Origin of the sequence: Xanthobacter luteus (genome assembly GCF_040049235.1) — a bacterium.
Classification (GTDB): Bacteria; Pseudomonadota; Alphaproteobacteria; order Rhizobiales; family Xanthobacteraceae; genus Xanthobacter.
Map to the genome: position 1 here is coordinate 1013690 of NZ_JBDZDO010000001.1, position 24742 is coordinate 1038431.

Annotated in this window: 22 protein-coding genes, 1 tRNA gene and 4 pseudogenes; 14 read left to right on the plus strand and 13 right to left on the minus strand. The window is 63.7% G+C overall.

What is annotated here, in order from left to right; genetic code table 11:
• Positions 1-14: 14 nt before the first annotated feature.
• From ABLE88_RS04895 to ABLE88_RS04930, 8 genes and pseudogenes are all read left to right on the plus strand, one after another.
• Positions 15-908: a branched-chain amino acid ABC transporter permease gene (locus ABLE88_RS04895; protein WP_348830328.1), complete on the plus strand. Its 894-nt coding sequence runs from the start codon at positions 15-17 to the stop codon at positions 906-908.
• Entirely contained in the window at positions 901-1794 is an 894-nt protein-coding gene (locus tag ABLE88_RS04900; protein WP_348830329.1) for a branched-chain amino acid ABC transporter permease, read from the plus strand. Before ABLE88_RS04895 ends, ABLE88_RS04900 begins: the two co-directional genes overlap by 8 nt.
• Positions 1787-2545 carry an ABC transporter ATP-binding protein gene (locus tag ABLE88_RS04905; protein WP_348830330.1) on the plus strand — a complete coding sequence of 253 codons (759 nt, stop codon included), beginning with the start codon at positions 1787-1789 and terminating at the stop codon, positions 2543-2545. Before ABLE88_RS04900 ends, ABLE88_RS04905 begins: the two co-directional genes overlap by 8 nt.
• A complete protein-coding gene (locus ABLE88_RS04910) occupies positions 2542-3297 on the plus strand; it encodes an ABC transporter ATP-binding protein (RefSeq protein WP_348830331.1) in 756 nt (251 codons plus the stop codon). Before ABLE88_RS04905 ends, ABLE88_RS04910 begins: the two co-directional genes overlap by 4 nt.
• A gap of 45 nt (positions 3298-3342) precedes the next feature.
• Positions 3343-4155, plus strand: a complete 813-nt coding sequence (locus tag ABLE88_RS04915; protein ID WP_348830332.1) for a maleate cis-trans isomerase family protein — start codon at positions 3343-3345, stop codon at positions 4153-4155.
• A pseudogene (locus tag ABLE88_RS04920) lies at positions 4062-4346 on the plus strand (helix-turn-helix domain-containing protein); the annotation flags it as partial. The gene ABLE88_RS04915 and the pseudogene ABLE88_RS04920, both read left to right, overlap by 94 nt.
• 258 nt (positions 4347-4604) lie before the next feature.
• A pseudogene (locus ABLE88_RS04925) lies at positions 4605-4766 on the plus strand (IS21 family transposase); the annotation flags it as partial.
• Positions 4766-4891, plus strand: a pseudogene (locus ABLE88_RS04930) (IS21-like element helper ATPase IstB); the annotation flags it as partial. The pseudogenes ABLE88_RS04925 and ABLE88_RS04930, both read left to right, overlap by 1 nt.
• A gap of 147 nt (positions 4892-5038) precedes the next feature.
• On the opposite strand, the gene ABLE88_RS04935 reads toward ABLE88_RS04930, so the two are convergent.
• On the minus strand, positions 5039-5947 hold the full coding sequence (locus tag ABLE88_RS04935) for an AraC family transcriptional regulator (RefSeq protein WP_348830333.1): 909 nt from the start codon (positions 5945-5947) through the stop codon (positions 5039-5041).
• A 138-nt stretch (positions 5948-6085) separates the two neighbouring features.
• On the opposite strand from ABLE88_RS04935, the gene ABLE88_RS04940 reads away from it, so the two are divergent.
• On the plus strand, positions 6086-7039 hold the full coding sequence (locus ABLE88_RS04940) for an SDR family NAD(P)-dependent oxidoreductase (protein ID WP_348830334.1): 954 nt from the start codon (positions 6086-6088) through the stop codon (positions 7037-7039).
• A gap of 336 nt (positions 7040-7375) precedes the next feature.
• Here the strand turns inward: ABLE88_RS04940 and ABLE88_RS23785 are convergent.
• The 8 genes and pseudogenes from ABLE88_RS23785 to ABLE88_RS04980 all read right to left on the minus strand — a co-directional run.
• Positions 7376-7573, minus strand: a pseudogene (locus tag ABLE88_RS23785) (integrase core domain-containing protein); the annotation flags it as partial.
• Between the two features lie 101 nt (positions 7574-7674).
• Positions 7675-8667, minus strand: a complete 993-nt coding sequence (locus tag ABLE88_RS04950) for a Gfo/Idh/MocA family protein (RefSeq protein WP_348830335.1) — start codon at positions 8665-8667, stop codon at positions 7675-7677.
• Positions 8668-8681: 14 nt separating this feature from the next.
• Positions 8682-9443, minus strand: a complete 762-nt coding sequence (locus tag ABLE88_RS04955) for an SDR family NAD(P)-dependent oxidoreductase (RefSeq protein ID WP_348830336.1) — start codon at positions 9441-9443, stop codon at positions 8682-8684.
• Between the two features lie 12 nt (positions 9444-9455).
• A complete protein-coding gene (locus ABLE88_RS04960; protein WP_348830337.1) occupies positions 9456-10283 on the minus strand; it encodes a phosphoenolpyruvate hydrolase family protein in 828 nt (275 codons plus the stop codon).
• Between the two features lie 29 nt (positions 10284-10312).
• Positions 10313-11599, minus strand: a complete 1287-nt coding sequence (locus ABLE88_RS04965) for a TRAP transporter large permease (RefSeq protein WP_348830338.1) — start codon at positions 11597-11599, stop codon at positions 10313-10315.
• A gap of 26 nt (positions 11600-11625) precedes the next feature.
• The gene (locus ABLE88_RS04970) at positions 11626-12129 is read right to left on the minus strand and encodes a TRAP transporter small permease (protein WP_348830339.1); all 504 of its coding nucleotides are present in this window, start codon (positions 12127-12129) and stop codon (positions 11626-11628) included.
• A 4-nt stretch (positions 12130-12133) separates the two neighbouring features.
• Positions 12134-13162: a TRAP transporter substrate-binding protein gene (locus ABLE88_RS04975; RefSeq protein WP_348830340.1), complete on the minus strand. Its 1029-nt coding sequence runs from the start codon at positions 13160-13162 to the stop codon at positions 12134-12136.
• 174 nt (positions 13163-13336) lie between these two features.
• Positions 13337-14338: a LacI family DNA-binding transcriptional regulator gene (locus tag ABLE88_RS04980; RefSeq protein WP_348830341.1), complete on the minus strand. Its 1002-nt coding sequence runs from the start codon at positions 14336-14338 to the stop codon at positions 13337-13339.
• 130 nt (positions 14339-14468) lie between these two features.
• Between ABLE88_RS04980 and ABLE88_RS04985 the strand changes: the two genes are divergently transcribed.
• Both ABLE88_RS04985 and ABLE88_RS04990 read left to right on the plus strand, forming a co-directional pair.
• A complete protein-coding gene (locus ABLE88_RS04985) occupies positions 14469-15668 on the plus strand; it encodes a Tm-1-like ATP-binding domain-containing protein (RefSeq protein ID WP_348830342.1) in 1200 nt (399 codons plus the stop codon).
• Positions 15669-15809: 141 nt separating this feature from the next.
• Entirely contained in the window at positions 15810-16589 is a 780-nt protein-coding gene (locus ABLE88_RS04990) for a LysR family transcriptional regulator (RefSeq protein ID WP_348830343.1), read from the plus strand.
• A gap of 720 nt (positions 16590-17309) precedes the next feature.
• Here ABLE88_RS04990 and ABLE88_RS04995 read toward each other — a convergent pair.
• The 4 genes from ABLE88_RS04995 to ABLE88_RS05010 form a co-directional block, all read right to left on the minus strand.
• A tRNA-Arg gene (locus ABLE88_RS04995) sits at positions 17310-17386 on the minus strand.
• Positions 17387-17492: 106 nt separating this feature from the next.
• Complete coding sequence (locus ABLE88_RS05000) at positions 17493-17795, minus strand: hypothetical protein (protein ID WP_348830344.1); 303 nt, start codon at positions 17793-17795, stop codon at positions 17493-17495.
• 104 nt (positions 17796-17899) lie between these two features.
• Positions 17900-19525: a GMC family oxidoreductase gene (locus ABLE88_RS05005; protein WP_348830345.1), complete on the minus strand. Its 1626-nt coding sequence runs from the start codon at positions 19523-19525 to the stop codon at positions 17900-17902.
• Positions 19526-19668: 143 nt separating this feature from the next.
• Positions 19669-20340, minus strand: a complete 672-nt coding sequence (locus ABLE88_RS05010) for a GntR family transcriptional regulator (RefSeq protein ID WP_348830346.1) — start codon at positions 20338-20340, stop codon at positions 19669-19671.
• 330 nt (positions 20341-20670) lie between these two features.
• Here ABLE88_RS05010 and ABLE88_RS05015 point away from each other — a divergent pair, with 330 nt between their 5' ends.
• From ABLE88_RS05015 to ABLE88_RS05025, 3 genes are all read left to right on the plus strand, one after another.
• Positions 20671-22041: a malonyl-CoA decarboxylase gene (locus ABLE88_RS05015; protein WP_348830347.1), complete on the plus strand. Its 1371-nt coding sequence runs from the start codon at positions 20671-20673 to the stop codon at positions 22039-22041.
• A gap of 14 nt (positions 22042-22055) precedes the next feature.
• Entirely contained in the window at positions 22056-23582 is a 1527-nt protein-coding gene (locus tag ABLE88_RS05020) for a malonate--CoA ligase (protein WP_348830348.1), read from the plus strand.
• Positions 23583-23726: 144 nt separating this feature from the next.
• A complete protein-coding gene (locus ABLE88_RS05025; protein ID WP_348831087.1) occupies positions 23727-24719 on the plus strand; it encodes a TRAP transporter substrate-binding protein in 993 nt (330 codons plus the stop codon).
• The last annotated feature ends 23 nt before the right edge of the window (positions 24720-24742 follow it).

Here is a 24742-nt window from a genome sequence, read left to right on the forward strand (position 1 = left end):
CTGGGAAAGAAGCCATGATCCAGTTTGTCGTCGATGTCTTGATCCGGGCGGTCGACCTGGCGCTGATCGCCGTCGGCCTGAGCAGCGTCTATTCGCTGATCCGCTTCCCAAATGTCGCGCTGGTGCAGTATGCGACCACCGGCGCGCTGCTGGCGCTCGGCCTGCAGCTGGCCGGCCTGCCGCTGATCGCCGCGGGGATCGTTGCCTGCGCACTCGTGGGTCTGATGGCAGTGGTCCTCAACATCGCCATCTTCGAGCGGCTGCTGTGCGCCGGCTCGGCCATCGCCATGATCGGCTCTCTGGCGCTGAGCATGGTGTTCTCGGCGGTCCTCCTGGCGGTGGCCGGATCGCGCGCGCAAAGGTTCGAGGTGGAGATCGCCCCCCCGCTACGGCTTCTCGGCGCGAGGCTGACGGAGCTCCAGCTGATCTCGATCGGCATCAGCGCTCTCGCCATCGCGGTCCTCGCGCTGATCTTGTTCCGAACGGACCTCGGCCGCTGTATGCGCGCTACCGCCACCAACCCGGTTCTTGCGCGTGCCACAGGCATCGACACCCGCAAGGTCACCAACACCGTGGTCTTCCTGTCGGGTGTCATGGCCGCGCTGGGCGGCATCGGTCTCGCGGTGAAGGGAGAGATGAGCGCCCAGCTCGGTCCGGACATCCTGCTGCCGGTGTTCGCCGCTGCCATCCTCGGCGGGCTCGGCAACCCGCTCGGGGCGTGCGCTGGCGCGGTCGTCATCGCGCTGGCCGAGACGCTGGTGACCAACGTCAATTTCGGGCCGCTGTTCGGGCAGCCGGTGCTGTTCATTCCAGCCGCCTACGCAACCGCCGCGTCCTTCCTGCTGCTCGTCCTCGTGCTGCTGGTCAAGCCCCACGGCCTGTTTGTCTCCGAGGTGAAACGTGTTTGAATTTTTCGTCCATGTCGCGGTCATGGCCTGTCTTTACGGGCTGCTCGCGCTCAGCCTCAATCTGCAGGTCGGGTTCGCCGGCCTGGTCAACTTCGGCCAGATCATCCTGTTCGGCTGCGGCACCTATGCCGCGTCGATTGCGTTCTCGCACCAGCTCGGACCGCTCGCCGGGATCGCGCTTGGCGTTGTCTTCGCGCTCTGCGTCGCCGCAGCCTTCGCCCGGCTTGGCCGCAACCTTGGTGCCGACTATTGGGGCATCGCCACCCTCGCCGTGGCCGAGGTGCTGCGCATCCTCGCCAACAACGAGACGTGGCTGACGGGCGGCGCGCAGGGGGTCGGTGGCATCCCGCTGGTCTTCGCAGGCATATCCCGTCCCGTGGGCCCGCTGTTGACCCTGGGCCTCTGCCTTGCCCTGCTGCTCGCCGCATGGTGGCTGTGCAGCCGCCTGACCGCCAGCCGCTACGGCCTCTCGCTCAAGCTGATGCGCGAGGAGCCGCTGCTCGCCGCCTCGCTCGGCTACGACCTGTCGAGGCTCAAGATCCAGACGCTCATGGTTGCCGCCGTCATCGCCGCCGCCGCAGGTTTCGTGTTCGCTCACTACACCACCTTCGTCGGCCCCGACCAGTTGGTCAGCTCCGAAACTTTCCTGATCTGGGCGATGGTCATCATCGGCGGTGCCGGAACCCATCTCGGCGCCATCGCAGGCGCGTTTCTGCTGCAGTTCGTCCTCGCCTTCGTGCCCTTCGTGAAGGATGCGCTTGGCCTTCCTTCCGAATATGTCGCCATCATGCGCATGACGCTGATCGGCGGCGGCCTGCTCGCCTTCCTCATGTGGCGCACGCAGGGACTCATCCCCGAACGCTTGGGAGAGACGCGCCGTGGCTGAAACGATCCTCAAGACGGAGCACATCGCCAAGGCGTTCGGCGCCCACCAGGTGCTCGCCGACGTCGGGTTCCAGATCGGCTCCGACGAAATCATCGGCCTGCTCGGGCCGAATGGCTCCGGCAAGTCGACCCTGCTCAATCTCATCTCCGGCTTCGGCGGGGCGGATGCCGGCGACGTGACCTTCCTCGGCAGCAGCATTGTCGGATTGGCGCCGCATCAGATCGCCCAACGCGGCTTGGTGCGCACCTTTCAGCTACCGTCGATGCCGCACAGGATGACGGTCCGCGAGGTGCTGCGCGCCGGCTCGCGCGAGCGGGCCGGACTGCTCGACGCCTTCAGGCGCGATGCCGGCGAGGATAACGCCGAGGAATTGCTCGAGCAGTTCGCCCTGAAGTCCGTGGCGCATCAGCCGGCAAGCTCGCTGTCGGGCGGACAGAAGAAGCTCCTGTCGATCGCAGTCGCCTTGCGCACGCATCCGAAGCTTCTGTGCCTCGACGAACCGACTGCCGGGGTCCATCCGCTGTTGCGTGGTCACATGGTTGACCTGCTGAAGGCCATCAACAGGCGCGGCGTCGCCCTTCTGGTCGTGGAGCACGACATGCACTTCATCCATGAGTTGTGCCAACGCTGCATCGTGCTGGACCGGGGAAGCATCATAGCCGGCTGCGCGCCCTGCGAGCTTGCCCAGAACGAGCGCGTCGTCGAGGCATATCTCGGCAAATCCCTAGAAAGACAAAAGGTGCTGGCATGATCCGCGTCGAGACCGTCCGGGCTGGCTATGACGAAGGCCCGGACATTCTCCGGGGCATCGATCTTGCTGCCGCCGCTGGTGAGATCGTCACCATTCTGGGGCCGAATGGGTGCGGCAAGTCCACACTCCTCAAATGCATCGCAGGCTTTGTCCGCCCGCGCGACGGCTCGGTGAAGCTTGAGGGCCGCGACATCGGTGCGATACCCGTTCACGCCAAGATACGGCATCACCACATGGGCTTCGTGCCGCAGACCGATAACGTATTCTCGACGCTTACTGTTGCGGAAAACATCCTGCTGGGCGCGCGCCACCTGCAATCCGTCGAGCGAGGTGTGCGTTTCACACGGTTGATGACCCAATACCCGTCGCTCGCCTCCAAGCAGGACCGCAAGGCGTCCGCACTCTCCGGGGGCGAGCGCCAGATCCTCTCCCTTGCGCGGGCCCTGATCTCACACCCAAAGGTGCTCTTGCTGGATGAACCTTCGGCGGGCCTGTCGCCCCTCACGACGCACGAGGTCTTCAGTGCGATCGCCGAGATCCGCGATCGCACTGGCATGTGCATCGTCATGGTCGAGCAGAACGCGTTCGAGGCGCTGGGCGTTGCCGACCGGGCCTATGTGCTCTCGCTTGGAAGGGTGGCGCTGGAGGGGCGGGCGAGCGTCCTCCTCGCAGATCCGGAGATGCGCCATCTCTATCTCGGCGGCGAACTCACAACGGTGGCCGGCAACGACCGATCGCGCGCCACCGCATGAGCTGCGACCATAATCTTTTGAGACTGGATACCTTAAGGGCAGGCCATGACAATCGTCACACAGGCAGCAGGCCGGGCAGGCCTCATCGCCAACATTGAAGACATTCCCTTCGAAATGGATAGCGGTGTCGGCTCCGCAGCCAACCTAGGTCTCGTCGTGCTGCGCACGGACCAAACCATCGAGGATGAATTTCGCTTCGTCGTACCGGATCGGATGGCGCTCTATGAAGTGCGGCTTCCGTCGCCGGTCGAGATCACTCCAGAAAACCTGAGCGGGATGGAAGCTGATATCCCCGCAGCGGTCGCCCTGCTGCCCGACGTCCGCTTCGACGTGATCGGGTTCGGCTGCACCTCAGGCGCGCTCGTGATCGGTGAGGCGAATGTGGCTAGGCGGGTTAACGAAGTAAAACCTGAGACGGCGGTCACGGACCCTATCACGGCAGCGATCGCAGCATTCCGGGCATTGGGCGTAACACGCATTGGCCTCCTCACCCCCTACATTGAGAGCGTCAATCATGCGTTGCGTGAAGCCTTCATCGCCCGCGGAGTGGAGATCCCGGTTATGGGTTCGTTCAACGAGCCCGATGACAACCGCGTAGCCCGGATCGCTCCCGAGGCGATCGAGAGAGCAGTCTTAGAAGTTGGGGCATCTGATGAATGCGACGCGGTGTTCGTCTCCTGCACGAGCCTGCGTGTCGCACGCATCGTGGCAAGGATTGAAGACAAGTTGGGCAAACCGGTCACTTCCAGCAACCACGCGCTGGCATGGCACATGCTATTCCTTGCGGGTCACGTCGAGGCCATCCAAGGCCTCGGAAAGCTATACACCAGATTTCTCAACAAAAATGCGGATATGTGAGAATACATGAGCATAGGGTCAGTCTCACGGATTCGAGATACTTTTATGTCTCAGCAGATATTGGGAGCTTTCGGAAAGCCTCAGGTCTCGTAGGCATCCGAGAACCTGCCATCAGCCGGCGCATCCGAGGCTTGGAAGATCAGATCGGCGCATCTTTGTTCATTCCGCGCACGGGTGGCGTTGCCCTCACATTGGCCGGCCAGCGCTTTCTGGCCCGAGCGCGGTGGGCGTTGCGCCAGTTGGACCAAGGCGCGAGGGAGGTAGGCGCGATCGGCCGCTCACAGACAGGCCATCTGCCCGTGGGACTTTTCTCGTCGATCGCGTCCGGCTTCGTCTCACGGCTGTTCGCCGCCTACGACAACAAGCATCCCAATGTTGAGGTTGAGTTCTGCGAGGACTCTGCGACGCATCATCTGTTGAGCTGCGTGTCTCGATTCGCTAGCAGAGACCTCGACCAGGGCGTCCACTCGGCGGATGTGATCCTTAACATCCTCGCCCGACGCCGGGAGCCTGCAGACCATGTCACCATCATCACGCCTGATGCCATGCGCCTCCGCCACGCCCCGAGCGCCGACTGCTCACGATACGACCTGCTAAGGAGATCACCATGATGGAGCGTTCTCAGGTCATCGAGACCATGAGCGAGCTCAAGTCCTATAGCATGAAGTCCGCCTACGACGAGATCCTCGCCACCGCCGTCAAGTGTCAGCATGAGCCGCAATGCATCGGCGGAGATTTCCGAGAAGTAGGCCCGCTCCATCAGATACCAGATCCCCCGTGGAGGCCGCTCACCGACCGCCAGCTTGTCCGTGAGGTGTCCAGCATCGTGCAGGGTGGATCAGTGTGTTAGTTGGGGCGGCAGCGGAGATTGAGACTGTGAGATCTACGAAAACCCTGCACGTCGATATTGCGTCGGCGTGCGGCCCATCACACGGCGAAATGCCGTGCTGAAGGCCGCTTCAGATTCATAGCCGACGGAAAAGCCGATGGTCGCAACGCTTTCATCGCTGCGGTGAAGACGATCGGCGGCCAGCCGCATCCGCCAACCCGCCAAGTAGTCGAGTGGCGTCTGTCCGACGACACTACGGAAACGCTCGGCAAAGGTCGTGCGCGACATGCCGGCGAGGCCCGCAAGATCGGCAAGCGTCCAGCGGCGTTCCGGTTCAGCGTGCAACGCACTCAATGCGCGGGTTAGCCTGTGATCAGCCAGCGCGCCTAGCCAACCGGAATGCTTGCCGGAAGCGAGCCAGAGCCGCAGCACCTGAAGCAGCATGATCTGCGCAAGATAGTCGGCCATGAGTGCGCCGCCGGGTGATCCCTGTTTAAGTTCCATCGCCAACTGCTCGAGCGACCAGCGTAGCACCGCTGCCTGATTGGAGGCATCACGGACATGGACGATGGGGGGCAGCGCATTGAACAGCAGCCCTGCATGATCTCCCTCGAACGAGAAGCGTCCGCCGATCAGAAAGAAATCACCACCACCGTTGCAGGTTGCGATCCCATCCGTTGCCTTGTCGTAGATCGTTGCGGAGTCGATGGTTGCCGGTGCTCCGTCAGAAGCGAACTGGAACGGCCGGCCGCGGGTCAGCAGGAAGCAGTCTCCGGCCTCGATCCGTAGCGGTGCGTCGACTTCACCTTCTACAGACACCCAGCAGGCTCCCTGCACCACGGTGTTGAACTTGATCCCTTGATGGGCGGAAAATCGGATCCCCCATTCGCCGCCGGCATCGAGACCTGCACTGATCGCGGTTTTGGGTCTCAACAGGGAAAGAACGTCGGACAAGGGGTCCAAAGCGGCATATCCGTATCATCGCAAAAGAAAGTCGGACTATACAGCATGGATCGTTCGACTGCCATTGCTCATCTTCGCCTTAGCGAAATCAGCCGCCCCGCCCTTGCACGGGACTGTCCTGAACTGCGGAGAAGCATCATGGCAGATCATCAGAAACCGTTGGGGTCAGGGTTCGGAGCGCACTCGACCGCGTCGGATGTGCTGTCTGGCATCGACTTGACCGGCAAGCGCGCGATCGTCACGGGCGGCCATTCGGGCCTTGGCCTGGAAACTACCAGAGCGCTGACGGAGGCCGGCGCGGAAGTGATCATCGGCGTACGCGATCCCAAAGCAGCGAGGTCGGCGACGCGCGACCTTCCCAATGTGACAGTGGACGCTCTCGATCTTGGAGACCTCGCCAGCGTCGATTTGTTTGCGAAGCAGGTTCTAGCGTCCGGCCATCACATCGACATGCTAATCAACAATGCCGGCATTATGGCCTGCCCGGAAACACGTGTGGGCCCGGGATGGGAAGCGCAGTTTGCCACCAACCATCTCGGCCATTTCGCGCTGACGAACCTGATCTGGCCGTTGCTAGAAGGTGGCGCGCGCGTGGTTTCCGTCTCCTCTGCCGGCCATCACAATTCGCCGATCCGCTGGGACGATGTACAGTTTGCGGACGGCTACGATAAATGGCTCGCCTATGGTCAGTCGAAGACGGCGAACGCTCTGTTCGCTGTCCACCTCGACCGAGTAGGCCGGAAGCATGCCATCCGCGCTTTCTCGCTCCACCCCGGCAAGATATTCACGCCGCTCCAGCGCCACCTGACTCAGGCCGAGATGACCGCGGAAGGTTGGCTGGACGAAAATGGCAATCCCGCCGATCCAACTTTCAAGACTCCGGCACAAGGCGCGGCAACACAGGTGTGGGCCGCGACATCACCTCAACTAGACAGCCTTGGTGGCCTCTATTGTGAGGATTGCGACATTGCCGTCCGGGCCGAAGCTGCTGGCGAACCTTTCGTCGGAGTCAAAGCCTATGCGACCGATGCGACCGAAGCGGAGCGTACGTGGAGGCTGTCCGTGGAATTGACAAAGATCGGGTCACGCTGACGGTCGGAATAAGCGAAGATGCGGTGGGATCGGAAGTGTGGAAAGGAGCCATCGAAAGCCGATCGAGACATGCTTCGCGGCATTCCACTAGCCTCCATGCGTCACGTCGTTGTCGTCGCTGAGGTGTTGAACTTCCATTACCCCGCCAATGTTCTCGGCACGACACAATCGCGCGTCAGCGCCCGTGACGTTGCCTCAAGTTTTATCCAGCGGCGAGTTCGTTCTGGCGGTTGAATTTGACCTTGTCGGCCGGGTGAACGGGGCGATCTGGCGCGGGGCTTTGGACTTGGCGCAGCGGCAGATCTCATCGCGGACGGAAAGCGGCGGCGAATGCGGAGGGCTCTGCCGGTCGAGGGCGGAGTGCGGCCGGGATGCAATGTAGTCGGACCGCCACCTGCCCTGGGCCGTTCTGGCATGGCTCAGCGCCGAGAACGGCGTCTCGTTGAGCAGCTCATCGCGCAGCCGGTCGTTGAAACTCTCGAAAAAGGCGTTCTGCAGGGGCTTGCCCGGCGCGATGTAATGCCATTCCACCTGTGCCGCGTCTGCCCATCGGCGTTAGCCCATGCTCGCCGATGAAGCAGACGCTGAGCGACGTCATCGCTCAATCCCTCAGAACTCGCAAAAAGAGGATCTTCTCAAACGAGATCGACTGGTGCGTGCTGTCTCGCCGAGGCAAGCGCTGCGCTGATGACCTCGACCACCGGTCGGATCTCGACGGCCGAGGCTTGAGGCACCCTGCCCTCCCTGATTGCCAACGCGAATTCCCGGAACTGGTTGTCGAAGGATTCATCGCCTTCAATGTAGGGGGTCAACGTACTGTCGATGACCTCCTGTCCATCCAGTTTCAGTATGCGGTCGTGGGTCAGGTGCATGCTGCCATTCGGTCCGATGATCCAGCGTTCATTGGTGTGAGGACGCATGTTGAAGGACAGGTGCCCTGTCGCCGTACTGCCGTCGGCGAAACTGAGAACCACGGTCGCCTGATCCTCACCCTGCCAGTTCTGCGGCTTTAGCTGCCCGGTCCGGGCGTAAACTGTGATCGGCTTCTCCCCCAGCAGCCACAATATTGTATCGATGACGTGCGGTCCGTTGAGACCGAGCGCCAGCCCGCCTGTGGCATCGGCCGACTTCCACCAATCAGCTTGCGCCTGAGGCACATCGACACCAAGGATATGAATGATGTCGAGCGGCCGGCCGAGCTCCGCGACGCGCTTCTTGGCCTCCTGAGCACCAGGAAAAAAGCGGCGGCACTGCGCGACCATCAGAACGCGACCAGTTGCGTTGGCAGCGGCGATCATACGGTCGGCTTCGTCGACCGTGTTCGACAGTGGCTTCTCGACCAGCACGTGCTTACCGGCTTCGAGCGCCTTGATGCCGACCGAGCAATGTAGGTGGTTGGGGACCGTCAGGACGACGGCATCGATCGATGCATCGTTGAGGATCTCGTCGAGATCGTGAGAGACGCGCTCGGCGCGAAAGCGCGTCGCCAATTCGCGCGTCTTCTCCGCCTCATGTGGCAGGCCGACGATGGCGACAAGTTCGGCGAGGTCGGGGTTGTTCTGGATTGCCGTGAGATGGGCCAGAGCGATCCGGCCCGGTCCGACCAGTGCTGTACGAAGTTTCGTCATGATGTCGATCCCGGCTAGTGGGTCACGAGGCCGCCATTCACATCGAGCGTTACGCCGGTGATGAAGCGGGCCTCGTCAGACGCGAGAAACACGATAGCGGGGGCGATATCCTCCGCGTCAGGGATGCGCCGCAGCGGCGTCTTGCTGATCAGGTCGCGTTCCTGTTCGGGCGACATGATCTCGGAGAGACGTTCGCCGCGGAAGGCGGTCGGCGCGATGGCATTTGCGGTGACGCCCTTGGGGCCATACTCATGGGCAATGTGCCGCGTAAGGCCGAGCGTGCCGGCTTTGGCGGCGGAATAATGGGAGCCGAGGAAATAGCTATAGGTGCGCGCCGCGAGAGACGACACATTGACGATGCGGCCGTAGTTCTGCTTGACCATGGTCGGCAAAACCGCCTGACAGCACAGGAAAATACTCTTCAGATTGGTATCGACGATGCTGTTCCACTCCTGTTCGGAGGTGCTGATTAACCCGTTGTAGTGATGGTATCCGCCAGCACAGTTTACGATGGCGTCGATCCGCCCATTCCTTTCCAAAGCCTTCTTGACCATGCCGTCGATCATCAATGGCGACGTTACATCGACTTTGACCGCGACGGCCTGCGAATTCTCCGGTGACGAAGCATTGATGTCGGCGGCGACCTTTTTTAGCCGATCCATGTCCAAATCCGCGAGCACTAGCGAAGCTCCTTCCTTTGCCAACATCCTGGCGGCTGCGGCTGCGAGCCCACGGGCGGCGCCCGTAACGATGACGATCTTGTTTTCGAAACGCATGGTCGCTCTCTTTCAGACTGACTGTTGCAGACGCTTGAACTGGCGCGCCTGATCGGTGATGGCGATCTCGGTCGGCAGACGCTCCATGCTGGAGGCTCCGAAAAAGCCGGAGATGCCGGTGGTGTTCCTGAGGATAAAATCGACGTCTTCCGGCCCGGAGATCGGCCCGCCATGACAGAGCACATGAACATCGGAACGGACTTGCTTGGCGGCGTCGTGCATTGACTGCACTCGCCGCGCCGCCTCCTCCAGCGACATGGCGGTCTGGGCGCCGATCGCGCCTTTCGTGGTTAGTCCCATATGTGGGACGATGATGTCGGCGCCGGCCTCGGTCATCGCCACTGCCTCGCCGTCATTGAACACGTAGGGACTGGTCAGCAGGTCGAGCTCATGGGCATGGCGGATCATGTCGACCTCAAGCCCATAGCCCATGCCGGTCTCTTCGAAATTCGCGCGAATGATTCCGTCGAAGAGGCCGACGGTCGGGAAGTTCTGAACGCCGGTGAAACCCATTTCCTTCAACTGGCGAAGGAATTGCGGCATCAGGCGGAACGGATCGGTTCCACAGACACCGGCGAGCACGGGCGTATGCTTGACGACGGGCAGGACCTCGCTTGCCATCTCGACGACGATGGCGTTGGCATCTCCATAGGGCATGAGGCCGGCCATGGAGCCTCGGCCCGCCATGCGGTAGCGGCCGGAATTATAGATGATGATGAGATCGACGCCGCCCGCTTCCGCGCATTTGGCCGACAATCCGGTGCCCGCGCCTGCCCCGACAATTGCCGCACCGGACGCGACAGTCGCCGCCAATTGCTCGAGTGCTTGCTTACGGTTCATGAGACGTCCTTTCAGAAGTGTACGGCCGCTTACAGGCCGAGCGCATGGACCAGCCCAAGCGATAGCCAAGGCACATAGGTGATGAGCAGGAGATTGAAGATCAGAGCGGCCAGGAACGGCAGGCATGCCATCGCCACATCCCACAGCGGGACCTTGGTAACGCTGGAGACCACGTAGAGCACGACACCGACTGGCGGGTGGATGAATGCGACCGCGAGATTGGCGATCATGATGACGCCGAAATGGATGGGATCGACGCCCACGCTCTTGATCGCTGGCAGAAGGATCGGCGTCAGGATCAGGACTGCTGCCAGCCCCTCCATGAAGATGCCGACAACCAGCAGAAGGATGTTCACCAGAAGAAGCAGCAGATATTTGTTGCCGCCCGACACGTCGATTAGGAATTCGGCGATCATCGCCGGCACCTGCTCGACCGTGAGGATGTACGAACTCAGCGACGCGCAGGCGATGAGGAACAGGGTCGAAGCCGAAATCCGTGCCGACTTCAGAAGCAGTGCCGGCAGGACCGAGACCTTGGTGTCGCCATAGATGACGATGGCGACGACCGCGGAATAGATCACGGCGATAACGGATGCTTCGGTAGGTGTGAAGTAACCCAGAGCAAAGCCGCCGATAATGAAGGCTGGCGCAAATACTGCAAAGAAGCTGATCTTCCCTTCATGCAGCAATTTATGGAACTCGAATGGCTGGCGGTCGCCCCAGCCGGCGCGGCTGACGATCAGATAATTCGTCGCCATGAGGAAAAGTCCGCCGAGGATACCCGGAACAGCGCCGGCGACGAGCGCTGCCGACACCGGCACATTGGCGGTTACGGCATAGACAACCGCGATGATGCTCGGCGGGATCAGAACATCAAGCGAGGCGGCGGCGGCAATGAGGCCGGCAGCGTAGGAGCGCGGATAGCCATGCTTTTCAAGGGAGTTTACGGATATGGGCGCGAGGGCCGCCGCGTCCGCCACGGACGAACCGGAAATTCCACCGAAGATCATCGCGGCATTGATGACCACATTGCCGAGGCCTCCGCGAAACCCACCGACCAATGCCTGCGAGAAACTGAAGATGCGCCGTGCAATGCCACCGGAGTCCATAAGGAAACCCGTCAGCGCAAAGAACGGCACGGCGAGAAGTAGGAACGAATCCATAGAGTTGTACATCATGATAGGAATGATGCTGAATGGGACAGATCCCGAGAGCCCGATCGCCAGCACCGCCGCGAGACCCATGCTTACGGCGATGGGCGTGCCCAGACAGGCAAGAACGGCGAAGCCGATCACCCAAATGAGTGCCATACTCATAATGACAGTTCCCGATTTTCGACGGATTATTCAACGGCCGGCGGCAGTTCTGACGCCTCGTCCGGCAGATCCACGACGTTTCGTGCGGCATAGATCGAGCCCAGCGCGCTCGCCACGGGAAGCGCCAGTCCGACCCAATAGATCGACATGGGGAGCGTAATGGCGGTCTGCTCCGAAGAGACCAGGCCGGCGACCCACACCGAACTCAGGCAAAGAATGACGAGCATAAAGACCAGTGTGCCAATACGCGCCACAAGCCGAAGCAGTGTCCGTATCGGGGCCGGCGTGGATTCGGCGAGCAGCACAAAACCAATGTGCTCATCGTGCCTGACGCATACGGCTGCGCCGAAAAACATCAGCCAGACCATGAGATAGCGGCTGATCTCCTCGGTCCAGGGCGGTGGATGGCCCATGAAGCGTGATCCGATTTGCAGCACCACGAGGCCAAAGAGCGCGATCATAATGATGATCAGGATCGCGCTTTCGAGCCGATCGAGCCCTCGGTCGATCGCCCGCCACGTTCTACTCATCGGTTTAGCTGCCTACGGCCATCTGGGCGCGCTCGATCATGCCTGCCGGCAGTTTTGCGCCCCACTGTTCCCACACCGGCGTGACCCCGCGCTTGAAGGCCTCACGATTCTCGCTGGTGAGAACGTTCACCTCCATTCCGGCCTTACGCATCGTGTCGATGACGATGGCGCGCATCGATTTCTCGCGCTCGAACTTCGCTTCGCCCGCCGTGCGAAAAGCGTCGGTCAAAATACGTTGAACGTCAGGAGGCAGACTGCTCCACCGCGCCTTGTTGAAGGTTGGCATCAATGCGTCGCCCGTATAGGCGGAGATAGTGAGATATTTGGCGATGCTCTGCCACTTTTCGCCAACGATGAATTCAGTTGGTCGCTCAGCTCCATCGAGCGTTCCCAGCTGAATTGCTGTGAATACTTCGCCAAAAGACATGGGCGTCGGCGTTGCACCAAGCGCCCGGAAGGTCGCGACCCACAATGACGTCTCCGGCACCCGAAAACGAAGACCCTTGATGTCATCCGGAGTGATGATCGGCCGCTTGACATTGACCCAATGCCGCAGATCGCGTGCCCAGATGTCAACGGCGTAGAGGCCAAGCGGTTCGACGGCCTTCTTAACGTCATCGCCGACACTGCTCGACACGAGCTTCTTCATGTCTTCGACGCCGGACAGCAGGAACGGCAACGAGATAATGTCGGCGCGCGGCGTCCAGTTGTTGAGAATGCCGGTGGCGGTGATGGCGATGTCGATGGCGCCGGCCTGGTTCTGCTGAAACTGCGCCTTGAGATTGCCGCCAGCGAGCTGCGCGCCGGGAAAAATGGCGATCGTAACTTCGCCATTGGTCTGTTTCTCGACGGCCGCCGCCATTTCGGTCAGCACACCGTGTGTGATCATCGTCGCCGGCTCGTCGTGCGACAGGCGCAGCTTGATCGCGTTCTGCGCAATCGACACGGACGGGGCTAGGCCGACCGCTGAAAAAGGCACAGTTGCCGCGGCTGCTTTCAGCAGCCAGCGGCGTGATAACTTCTCGCGACGCATAGTATCCTCCCACGTCTATTTTTTAGCGCTCACTTATCGTGAACGTTCACGGTTCGCCGGAAAAAGCGGGTGCGCCCGCTCCGTGAACGTTCACGAAGAAATGCCATCGAAGCTACGCCATGTCAAGCGGGCTACTCCGACGGGACTTTCTCACCTGTCGCAGTGGTCGCGCGCTTACGACGGAACCACCAACCGCGTCGGCAAGCGGATCTCCGCAGCTTCGCCGGTGCCGGTGATCATGCCGAGCAGCATGGCGACAGCCTTTCGCCCGATATTGTGGGTATCCTGCGCGATCACCGTGACTGGAGGATCGAGCAGCGCGGCCCAGGGAAAGTCGTCAAAACCCACCAGTTCCACGTCGACACCGTGTCTCAGCCCCAGATGCCTCAGCGCCATCAGCACGCCCTGCGTGATGCGCTGACTTGAGGTGATGATGGCGGTCGGTCGGTCGGAACGCTTCAGGATTTCGATTGCCGCCTCGCATGCGCCCTTCGGATAGATCGTACCCGCTGCGGTCCAATGACGCTCGATCGGAAGGCCGAGCCGCTCCATGGCGCTTCGAAAACCATCCAGACGCTCTTGTGACGTCATCAGATTGGGGCTGCCGACGACAGCACCGATCTTGGTATGGCCGCGCGTGACCAGATACTCGACCGCCGCCCCGGCACCTTCCCTGTTCTCGCTTAGCACAGCGCCATAGAGCGGCGACGACAAGCTGCGGTTGATCGCGACGACGGGAAAAGTTTCCGGCAGATCGGTCTTGAGAAAATCATGCTCCCCCTCCGCCGGGGCGACGATCAGCCCGTCTACACGGCTTTCGAATAGATTGAGGATAGCCGTCCGCTCGCGATGAATGTCTTCGCTGGTATTGGCAAGAAGGACAGAGTAGCCGCGCTCGGTCGCCTCGGCCTCGACGCCGGCCGCTACCTCGGCGAAGAACAGATTCTCGATATCTGAAACCACTAGCCCCAACGCCTTAGACTTCGCGCTCCGTAGGCTGTTGGCCAGTCGGTTCGGGCGATAGCCCAGTTCAGCAGCGATTTTCAGCACGCGCTGCGAGGTCTCGGCGTTGATCTCTCCAAATCCGTTGATGGCGCGCGAGACGGTCTGATAGGAAACGCCCGCCGCGGCTGCAACATCTTTGAGCGTGACCGGGCGTCGGAGAGATTTCTGCATCGGAAGGTCCATGCGCTGCGTCGGTCCGACAATAGACTTTACAGCACGGCATTTCATCTCCTATCACTCTTACCGTGAACGTTCACGAAACGCAATGCGAACGCGCCGGCGTCTCAAGAGGGTAGATACGATGGGTGTGGTCTATGTGGTTGGAACGTGCGACACCAAGCAGGATGAACTGGCTTTCGTGAAGTCGGTCATCGTGGAGGCTGGGGTGAAGGCGGTTCTCGTCGATGTCGGGACACGCGGGAGCGGCCATGCCGATATCACCGCCGAGGATGTGGCGGCGCACCATCCGGCGGGGAAGAACGCCGTCCTTGGCCTCAATGACCGGGCGACCGCCGTCGAGGCAATGGGCCTTGCGCTGAGCGCCTTTCTCTCGGCACAAGGCAATATCGACGGCGTCATCGGACTAGGCGGGTCCGGAAATACCGGCATTGTCACCCGCGCTATGCGAGCGTTGCCCGTGGGCGTGCCCAAGATCATGGTGTCGACCATCGCGTCGGGTAATGTCGCGGCCTATGTCGGCAGTACCGACATCGCCATGATGTACTCGATCACTGACATCGCTGGACTGAACCAGATCAACCGGACGGTGCTCGGCAATGCGGCTCATGCCATCGCTGGCATGGCGAAATGGCATCTTCCAACGGTCGACGGCTTGCATCCACAAATCGGCCTGACCCAGTTCGGCGTCACGACACCATGCGTCGATCAGGTGCGGAGCGAATTGGATGATGAGTTCGACTGCATGTCTTTCCATGCCACCGGGATCGGCGGACAAACCATGGAAAAGCTGGTCGATTCAGGTTTCCTCTCCGGCGTGATCGACATCACGACAACCGAGGTGGCGGACTTTCTCGTCGGAGGTGTCCTGCCCTGCACTGAAGACCGCTTCGGCTCCATTATCCGCACCAAGATTCCCTATGTGATGTCGCTCGGGGCCCTGGACATGGTTAATTTCTGGTCTCGTGGCTCGGTACCCAAGGAATTCGGGGACCGGACCTTCCATATGCACAATCCCGAAGTCACGCTGATGCGGACATCGGTCGACGAATGCAGACGTATTGGCGAATGGATCGCCGCCAAGCTCAATCGCTGCGAAGGTTCCGTACGCGTCCTAATCCCGGAAGGGGGGATGTCTGCGCTCGATATGCCCGGCAAATCATTCCACTCGCCGGAGGCTGATGCCGCACTATTTGATGCGCTTGAGCGCGATACAATGACAACGAAAGATCGCCGTATTAGCCGGCTTCCCTACAATATCAATGATCCGGCGTTCTCGACTGCACTGGTAAAGGCTTTTATAGAAATCGCTCGGCGACAGTGACGCGCTCTCGACGTCGATCGCCGTTAAGGAAGCCGCCCCAGACCAAAACCTAGCCGGCTCGTCCATCGCCATCATGTCGCAAAACCTGAAATTTCACACCGCATCTCGAATATTATACCCATTGAGCTCGGTTTATTTTATTTGAACGGCACCGTGAGGCCGTTAGCACTCAAGATTGATTTTCGCCATCTCCGATATTTCATCGTTGCGGCGGAGACCGGAAGCTTTCGCGAGGCGGCAGCCGCACTTGGTATTCAAGAATCGTCTGTTAGCCGCCGGATCCGAGACATTGAGGATCAAACTGGCGTTTCCCTCTTCGTGCGACATCATGGCGGAATCAACCTCACGATAGCTGGCCAGCGCTTCCTGCATCGAGCGCGTCACGCTTTGGAGCAGATCCGGGAAGGCGCTGCGGAGGTTGCAGCCATTGGAAGAGCCGAGGGCGGCCATCTCCGGGTCGGGCTGTTTTCATCCCTGTCGTCCGGCTTCCCATCTGCGCAATTTAGCCGGTATGATTCACGGTATCAGTCGGTTCACATTGATTTTGTCGAAGGCGAGGCTCATGAGCATATCAATGCGCTGCGTCAATTTCGTATGGATATTGCCTTTGTCATCGACATGGCAGATTTCGCCGACTGTTACGCGAGCCATCTCTGGTCGGAGCCGGTTTTCGTTGCCCTCCCCCAGGCCCACCGACTCGCCTCTTCAGAAGAGCTGACCTGGAAGGAACTCGACGCTGAAAATATCCTCCTGCGGGATACCCCTGCCGCTGGTCGCATTGAGGATTATGTCGTGCACAGAATCCGGGAAGCCGGTGGGCACCACTGGTCGATGCCCAGCGCGTCGGACGCTACAAGCTCCTCAACCTTGTCTCAGCCGGCGGTCGGCGGGTTCATCTCGACCCTGGAAGTCGCAAGCTAGCAGCAGCTGAAAAAGCTGAGTGAGCAACCGTCAGGTCTACCGGACAAATTTCGAACCGCATGTGGGCGGGGAACGCATACGGCACGTGTGCTTTCCCGGCCCCGCTCTCTAAAAGCCGTCAGTCTGCCTCCGGTGCCATCAGGATGGTAGAGGCCGAGGCAATAAACTTGCTCGAGACCGGAGATTGCCAAAGGCCGCTTCGGGTCATCTTTTGCCTCTGCAGTGAGGACAGTCACCCAGGCTTCCAGGTCATTGGGGGCTCGCCAAAATCCGGAACCTCAGTTCCCGTTGGAAGCGTGTTAGCAGCCCAGCTGTTGGTGCTCCCGTCATTCAGGACAGTGATATAGCGCCTGCTTCCCACCACGCGTCCGTAGCGAAGCGTGTTCATATCGCCCACCAACGAGGGAGAGCTGGTCGCGAGTGGAAGGGACAGCAGCTCGACGTGACGGGAGGCGGGAGCGGACCTGGTGCTTGTGATTGACGATCTGTGAGCGGCGGGGAGGCATCGGGCGTCTGCCGACTTCTGTGCTCTTCAGAGGCCGCCGTGGAAGCAGGCTCGCCCAGCCGAGCGTCTCATAGACCGTCGAATTTTGGAGGAGGCGAGATTCAGATGCAGGCGGGAGCCGCGCCCCGGTCTTGCCAAGGCGGTCAATGAGCGTCCAGCGTTAGGATGGAAAAACGCGACTTCCGCGCAAATACCAAAGCAACTTCTGATTGTGATGGCGCACCCGGCACGATTCGAACGTGCGGCCTTTGCCTTCGGAGGGCAACGCTCTATCCAGCTGAGCTACGGGTGCAGGCTTTGAGCCGGTTCGGCCTTCTTAGTCCATGCGCACGCCTCCGGCAACCGTGCCGCACGGGCGTGCACAGGCGGGCGGGGAAATTCGGCCGCGGCGGCGCCGGTCACGGCAGCCGGCGCTCATGCGCCTCGGCGCTGCCGTCGGCCTTGGCGTAGAGGCAGGCGAAGGCGGCTGGCGGGGCGCCCGTCATGTGCGGCTGGGGCCAGCGGCCGCGCACCAGGACGAGAACGTGGGCCGAAAAATCCACCGGCGCGCCCTCCACCCGCGCCTCGGCGAGGCCGGTGGCGGCAAGGCAGGCCGCCTCGGCGGCGCGGAACAGCTGCGCCCAGGCTTCCGGCGTCGACGCCGCGGCGGGCGCGGCCGCACCGCCGGCGCCGAGTAGCGCGGCAAGAAGGCCGGCGCGCACCAGTCTCGTCCCTTCCCGCGTCCCGTCCGGCGTCCCTTGCCGCGTCCCTTGCCGCGTCCCTTGCCGCGTCCCTTGCCGCGTCCCCTGCCCCGGCCCGCGGCGGCTCACCGCGCGTCCTCCAGGATCATGCGCGCGCCCTTCTCGGCGATCATCACCGTGGGCGAGTTGGTGTTGCCGGAAGTGATGGCGGGCATCACCGAGGCGTCCACCACCCGGAGGCCGGGAACCCCGATCACCCGCAGGCGGGCGTCCACCACCGCCAGGGGATCGCTCTCAAGGCCCATCTTCGCGGTGCCCACGGGGTGGAAGATGGTGGTGCCCACCGCGCCCGCCGCGCGCCGCAGGCCCGCCTCATCGGCGTCGGCGATCGCTGCGCCCGGCACCGTCTCCTGCGGCCGGAACGGGGCGAGCGCGGGCCGGCCGACGATGCGCCGGGCGATGCGCAAAGACTGGGCGGCCACCCTTAGGTCCTCCTCGCTGGACAGATAGGCCGGCGCGATGGCGGGGGCGGCGGCGAAGTCCGGGCTCTTCAGGCGCAGGGTGCCGCGCGAGGTGGGGCGCAGGTTGCACACGCTCATGGTGAAAGCGGGGTAGCGGTGCAGCGGGTCGCCGAACTTGTCGAGCGAGAGCGGCTGGACGTGGAATTCGAGGTCGGCGCGCGCCTTGTCGGGAAACGAGCGGGTGAACAGGCCGAGCTGGGAGGGCGCCATGGTGAGCGGCCCGCGCCGGCGCAGGGCGAAGTCGAGCCCCATGCCCATCTTGCCGAACACCGAATGGTAGCGCTCGTTCAGCGTGCCGACGCCGGCGACCTTGAACACCGTGCGCAACTGCAGGTGGTCCTGGAGGTTCGCGCCGACGCCCGGAATGTCGCGCGCGACCGCAAGGCCCATCTCGGCGAGGTGCGCCGCCGGCCCAAGGCCGGACAGCATGAGCAGCTGCGGCGAGCCGAGGGCGCCGGCGGCGAGGATCACCTCGCGCCGGGCGTTGATGCGCCGCGCGCCGTCCTTGGTGCGCACCACCACGCCGGCGGCGCGGCCGTCCTCGAGGATCACCTTCTCCACATGGCCGGCGGTGACGAGGTCGAGGTTGGGGCGCGCGAGGACCGGCTTCAGGAAGCCGCGCGCGGTGCTCCAGCGCAGGCCGGCCTTCTGGTTCACGTGGAAATAGCACGAGCCTTCATTGTCGCCGGTGTTGAAGTCGGCGATGGGCGGAATGCCGTCCTGCGCCGCCGCCCGGCGCACCGCGTCGAGCAGCGGCCAGGTGACGCGCGGAAACTCCACGTGCCATTCCCCGCCTCTGGCATGGTGTTCGTTCGGGCCGAGGAAATGGTCCTCGTGCGCCTTGAACAGCGGCAAGACGTCGTCCCAGCCCCAGCCTTCCAGGCCGAGCTGGCGCCAATGGTCGTAGTCGCCCGCCTGGCCGCGCATGTAGATCATGGCGTTGATGGCCGAGGAGCCGCCGATCACCTTGCCGCGCGGATAGGAGAGCTGGCGCCCGTTGAGGCCCGGCTCCGGCTCGGTCTTGAAGCACCAGTCGGCGCGCGGATTGCCGATCGCGAACAGATAGCCGACCGGGATGTGGAACCAGATCCAATTGTCCCGCCCGCCCGCCTCGATGACGCAGACGCGCACCTTCGGGTCCTTCGAGAGGCGGTTGGCGAGCACGCAGCCGGCCGAGCCCGCGCCGACGATCACATAATCATAGGGCTGCGTGAGATCCGCGCCGGCCATCCGTCCCTCCCCCGTTCTCGTTGGCCGGACTTTGGCGCCCCCCGCTTCACGCGGCAATGGAACGCGGACTGCCGGCTCGCAAGCGGGATAGGCCCGGCCGCGGCGCCTGTCGATGCCCCGTTCGGCGGAGGCGGCGCGCGCCCTCACCCGGCGCGGGCGGCGTCCTCCTCCTGCTCCAGGGCGGCGATCAGCGACATGAAGCGCTCGCCCTGCACCAGAACGTGGGCGCGCACGCGCTCGGCGGCGGCGGCGCCGTCGCCGGCGAACAGCGCCTCGAGGATCGCCTCGTGCTCGGCGAACGAGGCATCCATGCGGCGCGGCACCTTCAGCTGCAGCCGGCGGTAGGGCTGGAGCGCGCGCTGCAGGCGGAGCGCCTCGGCGCCCAGCACCCGGTTGCCGGTGGCGGCGTAGATGGCGGCGTGGAAGCGGGCGTTGGCCGGGTAGTAGGCGGCGTCGTCCGAGGCCGCCACCGCCGCGCGGCATTCGCCATGGGCGGCGGCGATGGCAGCGCGGTCCGCCGCGCCCATGCGGGCCGCCGCGAGGCGCGCGCAGGAGGCCTCGATCTCGGCCATGAGCTCGAAGGATTCCACCAGCTCGCGCGGGCCGAGCAGGGTCACGTGGGCGCCGCGCCGGGGGCGGATGTCCACGAGGCCCGAGGCGGCGAGCTGGATCAGCGCCTCGCGGATCGGCGTGCGCGAGACGCCAAAGCGCTCGGCGAGGCCCACCTCGTCGAGCCGCTGGCCGGGCCGCAGGCGGCCGGCGACGATGTCGTCCTCCAGCGCCTCCCGCAGCTTGGGGGTCTGCTCTCCGCGCACCGCCGTCTCCTCCGCCGCCGAGGGAAGAAGACCTTGGCTGGAAATGCAAGAGGAAAAAATTTGTATACATGAACGTTGACAGCGCATGCAGAGTGCGGCTTCAATGGTGAAAACAGGCGATCATGGGTCGATCATGCGCTTTGCGGTCACCGAACTCCGGACGAGGCAGATGCGCCCCATGGCGGCGCCGGGCGCATCATCGGCGGGCGCCGGCGCGCCGGCGCGGTTGGCCACGGCAGCGCTTGCCTTTGCAGGGCTTGCCTTCGCGCCCGTTCCCTTGTCCCATGGCGGCCGGGCGGGGCTTTGGCAGGCAGCGGCGGGAGCGCTCCGATGAACGCGAACACCTCCTTCTTCGGCGAGCTGCTGACCTCCATCGCCGACCGCGGCCGCGCGCTGCTCGACCGCAACAGCCGGGTGAGCGGCGCCACCAAGGCGGCGACCCTGGTGGAGCGCTGCGAGGACCTGCTCTCGGGCAAGGGCGAGGCCTCGGGCGTCGCGCTCGCCACCGATATCCTCGGCCGCTACACTCGCATGAAGACCGGCGAGCGCATCGCTTTCTTCGAAGGGCTGGCGGAGCAGTTCGGCCCGGACCGGGCGCGCCTCGGCGCCGCCGTCGAGAGCTACGCCCGCACCGGCTCGGACGCCGCCGTGGCCGAGATCCACGCCGCCTCCGAGCCGCGCCGCCAGGAGCTGTTCCGGCGCTTCAACCTCGCCCCCGGCGCCACGCTCTCCTTGGTGCGGATGCGCGAGAACCTGATGGACGCCATGGCCCACCGGCGCGACCTTGCGAGCGTGGACCGGGATTTCGGCCACCTGTTCTCCTCGTGGTTCAACCGGGGGTTCCTCGTGCTGCGCCGCATCGACTGGTCCACGCCCGCGAGCGTCTTGGAAAAGATCATCCGCTACGAGGCGGTGCACGAAATCCGCGACTGGAACGACCTGCGCGCCCGCGTCGACAGTCCGGACCGGCGCTGCTACGCCTTCTTCCATCCCGCTTTGGTGGACGAGCCGCTGATCTTCGTCGAGGTGGCGCTCATGAAGGAGCCGCCGGCCGCCATCGCCCCGATCCTCGACCAGAAGCGCGAGCACCTGGAGCCCGAGAAGGCCACCACCGCGGTGTTCTACTCCATCTCCAACTGCCAGCGCGGGCTTGGCGGCGTCTCGTTCGGCAACTTCCTGATCAAGCAGGTGGTGGAGGAGATATCCCGCGAGATCCCCTCGCTCACCACCTTCGTCACGCTCTCGCCGGTGCCGGGCTTCCGCGCCTGGCTGGAGGCCGAGCGCGCGGCCGACAGCTCGCGCGCGCTGACGCCCGCCGACAAAGAGGCGCTGAAGGCGCTCGACGCGCCGGACTGGGCCGAGAACGAGGCGGTGCGCGCCGACATCACGCCGGCGCTGACCGCCGCCGCCGCCCATTACTTCCTGGTTGCGAAGACCAGCAAAGGCAAGCCCCTGGACCCGGTGGCGCGGTTCCACCTCGGCAACGGCGCGCGGCTCGAGCGCATCAACCCCATGGGCGACCTCTCGCCGAAGGGCATCGCCCAGGCGGCGGGCCTGATGGTGAACTACCGCTACATCCTGGCCGACATCGAGAAGAACCACGAGGCATTCGCCGGCAAGAGCGAGGTGGTGGCGAGCCCGGCGGTGCGCAAGCTGTTGCGCGCGGACCCCTCGCCGCGCGCACTCGTCCCCATCCCCTGAGCCCAAAAAAGAACATGACCACGAACCATCTCTTCAGCGCCGTCCGCGCGGCCATCCCTGACCTCGACAAGCCCCTCGCCCTCCATCCCTCCGGCGGCGCCGAAACCTATGGCGACGCGCTCGCGCTGTCGGCGCAGCTCGCCAACCTTCTGGTCGCGCGCGGCGTGAAGCCGGGCGACCGGGTGGCGGTGCAGGTGGAGAAATCCTGGCCGGCCTTCGCGCTCTATCTCGCCGCGGTGCGCGCCGGCGCGGTCTATCTGCCGCTCAACACCGCCTACACGCTCAACGAGGTGGAGTACTTCCTCTCCGACGCCGCGCCGACCGTGTTCGTCTGCCGCCCGGAGATCGCCGCCGAGGCGAAGGCGCTGGCGGGCAAGCTCGGCGTGGCGGCGGTGGAGACGCTGGGGGCCGACGGCACAGGCTCGCTGACCGCGGCCGCCGCCGCTTTGCCCGCGACCTTCGAGGACGTCGCACGCGGTCCGGAAGACCTCGCCGCCATCCTCTACACGTCCGGCACCACGGGCCGCGCCAAGGGCGCCATGCTCACGCACGACAACCTGCTGTCGAACGCGCTGACGCTGAAGGACTACTGGCGCTTCACGGCCGACGACGTGCTGATCCATGCGCTGCCGCTGTTCCACACCCACGGTCTGTTCGTGGCCTCGAACGTGGTGCTGCTGGCCGGCGCCTCCATGATCTTCTGTCCCAAGTTCGACGCCAAAGAAGCGCTGGCGCTCATGGGCAAAGGCGCCACCAGCCTCATGGGCGTGCCCACCTTCTACACCCGCCTGCTGGACCAGCCCGGGCTGACCCGCGAGGCGACGGCGCACATGCGCCTGTTCGTCTCCGGCTCCGCGCCGCTGCTCGCCGAAACCCACCGCGCCTTCGCGGAGCGCACCGGCAAGGCGATCCTCGAGCGCTACGGCATGACCGAGACCGGCATGAACACCTCCAACCCCTATGACGGCGACCGGATCGCCGGCACGGTGGGCTTCCCGCTGCCGGGGGTGGACCTGCGCGTCACCGATCCGGAGACCGGCCGCGTGCTCGGCGCCGACGAGATCGGCATGATCGAGGTCAAGGGCCCCAACGTGTTCAAGGGCTACTGGCGCATGCCGGAGAAGACCGCGAGCGAATTCCACGACGGCTTCTTCATCACCGGCGACCTCGGCAAGGTGGACGCCGCCGGCTACGTGCACATCGTCGGGCGCGGCAAGGACCTCGTCATCACCGGCGGCTTCAACGTCTATCCCAAGGAAGTGGAGGGCGAGATCGACGCCATCCCCGGCGTGCAGGAGAGCGCCGTGATCGGCCTGCCCCACCCGGACTTCGGCGAGGGCGTGACCGCGGTCGTGGTGCGCACCAAGGGCGCGGGGCTCGCCGAGGCCGACATCCATGCGGCGCTGGAGAGCCGGCTCGCCAAGTTCAAGCTGCCGAAGCGGGTGTTCTTCGTTGAGGAACTGCCGCGCAACACCATGGGCAAGGTGCAGAAGAACATCCTGCGCGAGACCTACAAGGACACCTATCGTAACGTAGCGTAAAGCCGTAACGGCCGGACCCTCCCCGCCAAGGGAGGGTCACCGACCGGGGAGAAACCCCGGCGGACCAGGGAGCAACGCAATAGCCGGCCGCCGGAATCCGCGGCCGCAGGGAGGAAGACCATGACCAGGCACCCCAACACCGGCATGCGCACCGCGCTCGCCGCCGCCGTCTGCGCCGCCGTCGCGCTCGCCGCGCCCGCCCTCGCGCAGGACATCACGCTGAAGGCTTCGCACCAGTTCCCCGGCGGCAAGGGCGACCCGCGCGACGAGATGGTGCAGATGATCGCCCGCGACGTGGAAGGGGCGAACGTCGGCATCAAGATTCAGGTGTTCCCCGGCGCCTCGCTCTTCAAGCCGAACGAGCAGTGGGGCGCGCTCACCAAGGGCCAGCTCGACATGAGCTCGTTCCCGCTCGACTACGCCTCGGGCCGCGTGCCGCAATTCTCGGTGACGCTGATGCCGGGCCTGGTGCGCAACTTCGACCGCGCCGAGCGCCTCAACGATTCCGACTTCATGAAGGACATCAAGAAGATCATCGAGGCTCAGGGCGCCATCGTCATCGCCGACGCCTGGCTCTCCGGCGCCTTCGCCTCCAAGAAGAACTGCATCACCGGTCCGGACAGCATCAAGGGCCAGGTGACGCGCGCCGCCGGCCCCGCCTTCGAGCAGATGCTGGCCAAGGCGGGCGCCTCCATCGCCTCCATGCCGTCGTCGGAAATCTATTCGGGCATGCAGACCGGCGTGCTGGACGCCACCAACACCTCGTCGGAGAGCTTCGTCTCGTACCGGCTCTACGAGCAGGTGAAGTGCCTGACCGCGCCCGGTGCCAACGCCCTGTGGTTCATGTACGAGCCGGTGCTGGTGTCGAAGGTGGTGTTCGACCGCCTGAAGCCCGACCAGCAGAAGGCCATCCTCGCCGCCGGCAAGAAGGCCCAGGACTGGTTCGCCAAAGAAGTGCGCAAGGGCGACCAGAAGCTGATCGACACCTACAAGAAGGCGAACGTCGAGGTGATCGAGATGTCGGCCGCCGATTACGACGCCTGGCTGAAGGTGGCGCAGGACAGCGCCTACAAGAACTTCGCCGAGAAGGTGAAGGGCGGCGACGAGCTGATCAAGAAGGCGCTCGCCGTCCGGTAGCCGCGCCGGCCGCTTCCCCGGCG

Coding starts and splice junctions, on each gene's coding strand:
- ABLE88_RS04915 (WP_348830332.1), top strand. CDS start 3,343: ATGACAATCGTCACACAGGCAGCAGGCCGGGCAGGCCTCATCGCCAAC.
- ABLE88_RS05020 (WP_348830348.1), top strand. CDS start 22,056: ATGACCACGAACCATCTCTTCAGCGCCGTCCGCGCGGCCATCCCTGAC.
- ABLE88_RS04950 (WP_348830335.1), bottom strand. CDS start 8,667: ATGACGAAACTTCGTACAGCACTGGTCGGACCGGGCCGGATCGCTCTG.
- ABLE88_RS05025 (WP_348831087.1), top strand. CDS start 23,727: ATGCGCACCGCGCTCGCCGCCGCCGTCTGCGCCGCCGTCGCGCTCGCC.
- ABLE88_RS04910 (WP_348830331.1), top strand. CDS start 2,542: ATGATCCGCGTCGAGACCGTCCGGGCTGGCTATGACGAAGGCCCGGAC.
- ABLE88_RS04970 (WP_348830339.1), bottom strand. CDS start 12,129: ATGAGTAGAACGTGGCGGGCGATCGACCGAGGGCTCGATCGGCTCGAA.
- ABLE88_RS04960 (WP_348830337.1), bottom strand. CDS start 10,283: ATGAACCGTAAGCAAGCACTCGAGCAATTGGCGGCGACTGTCGCGTCC.
- ABLE88_RS04985 (WP_348830342.1), top strand. CDS start 14,469: ATGGGTGTGGTCTATGTGGTTGGAACGTGCGACACCAAGCAGGATGAA.
- ABLE88_RS04965 (WP_348830338.1), bottom strand. CDS start 11,599: ATGAGTATGGCACTCATTTGGGTGATCGGCTTCGCCGTTCTTGCCTGT.
- ABLE88_RS04940 (WP_348830334.1), top strand. CDS start 6,086: ATGGCAGATCATCAGAAACCGTTGGGGTCAGGGTTCGGAGCGCACTCG.
- ABLE88_RS04955 (WP_348830336.1), bottom strand. CDS start 9,443: ATGCGTTTCGAAAACAAGATCGTCATCGTTACGGGCGCCGCCCGTGGG.
- ABLE88_RS05015 (WP_348830347.1), top strand. CDS start 20,671: ATGAACGCGAACACCTCCTTCTTCGGCGAGCTGCTGACCTCCATCGCC.
- ABLE88_RS05005 (WP_348830345.1), bottom strand. CDS start 19,525: ATGGCCGGCGCGGATCTCACGCAGCCCTATGATTATGTGATCGTCGGC.
- ABLE88_RS04895 (WP_348830328.1), top strand. CDS start 15: ATGATCCAGTTTGTCGTCGATGTCTTGATCCGGGCGGTCGACCTGGCG.
- ABLE88_RS04980 (WP_348830341.1), bottom strand. CDS start 14,338: ATGCAGAAATCTCTCCGACGCCCGGTCACGCTCAAAGATGTTGCAGCC.
- ABLE88_RS04975 (WP_348830340.1), bottom strand. CDS start 13,162: ATGCGTCGCGAGAAGTTATCACGCCGCTGGCTGCTGAAAGCAGCCGCG.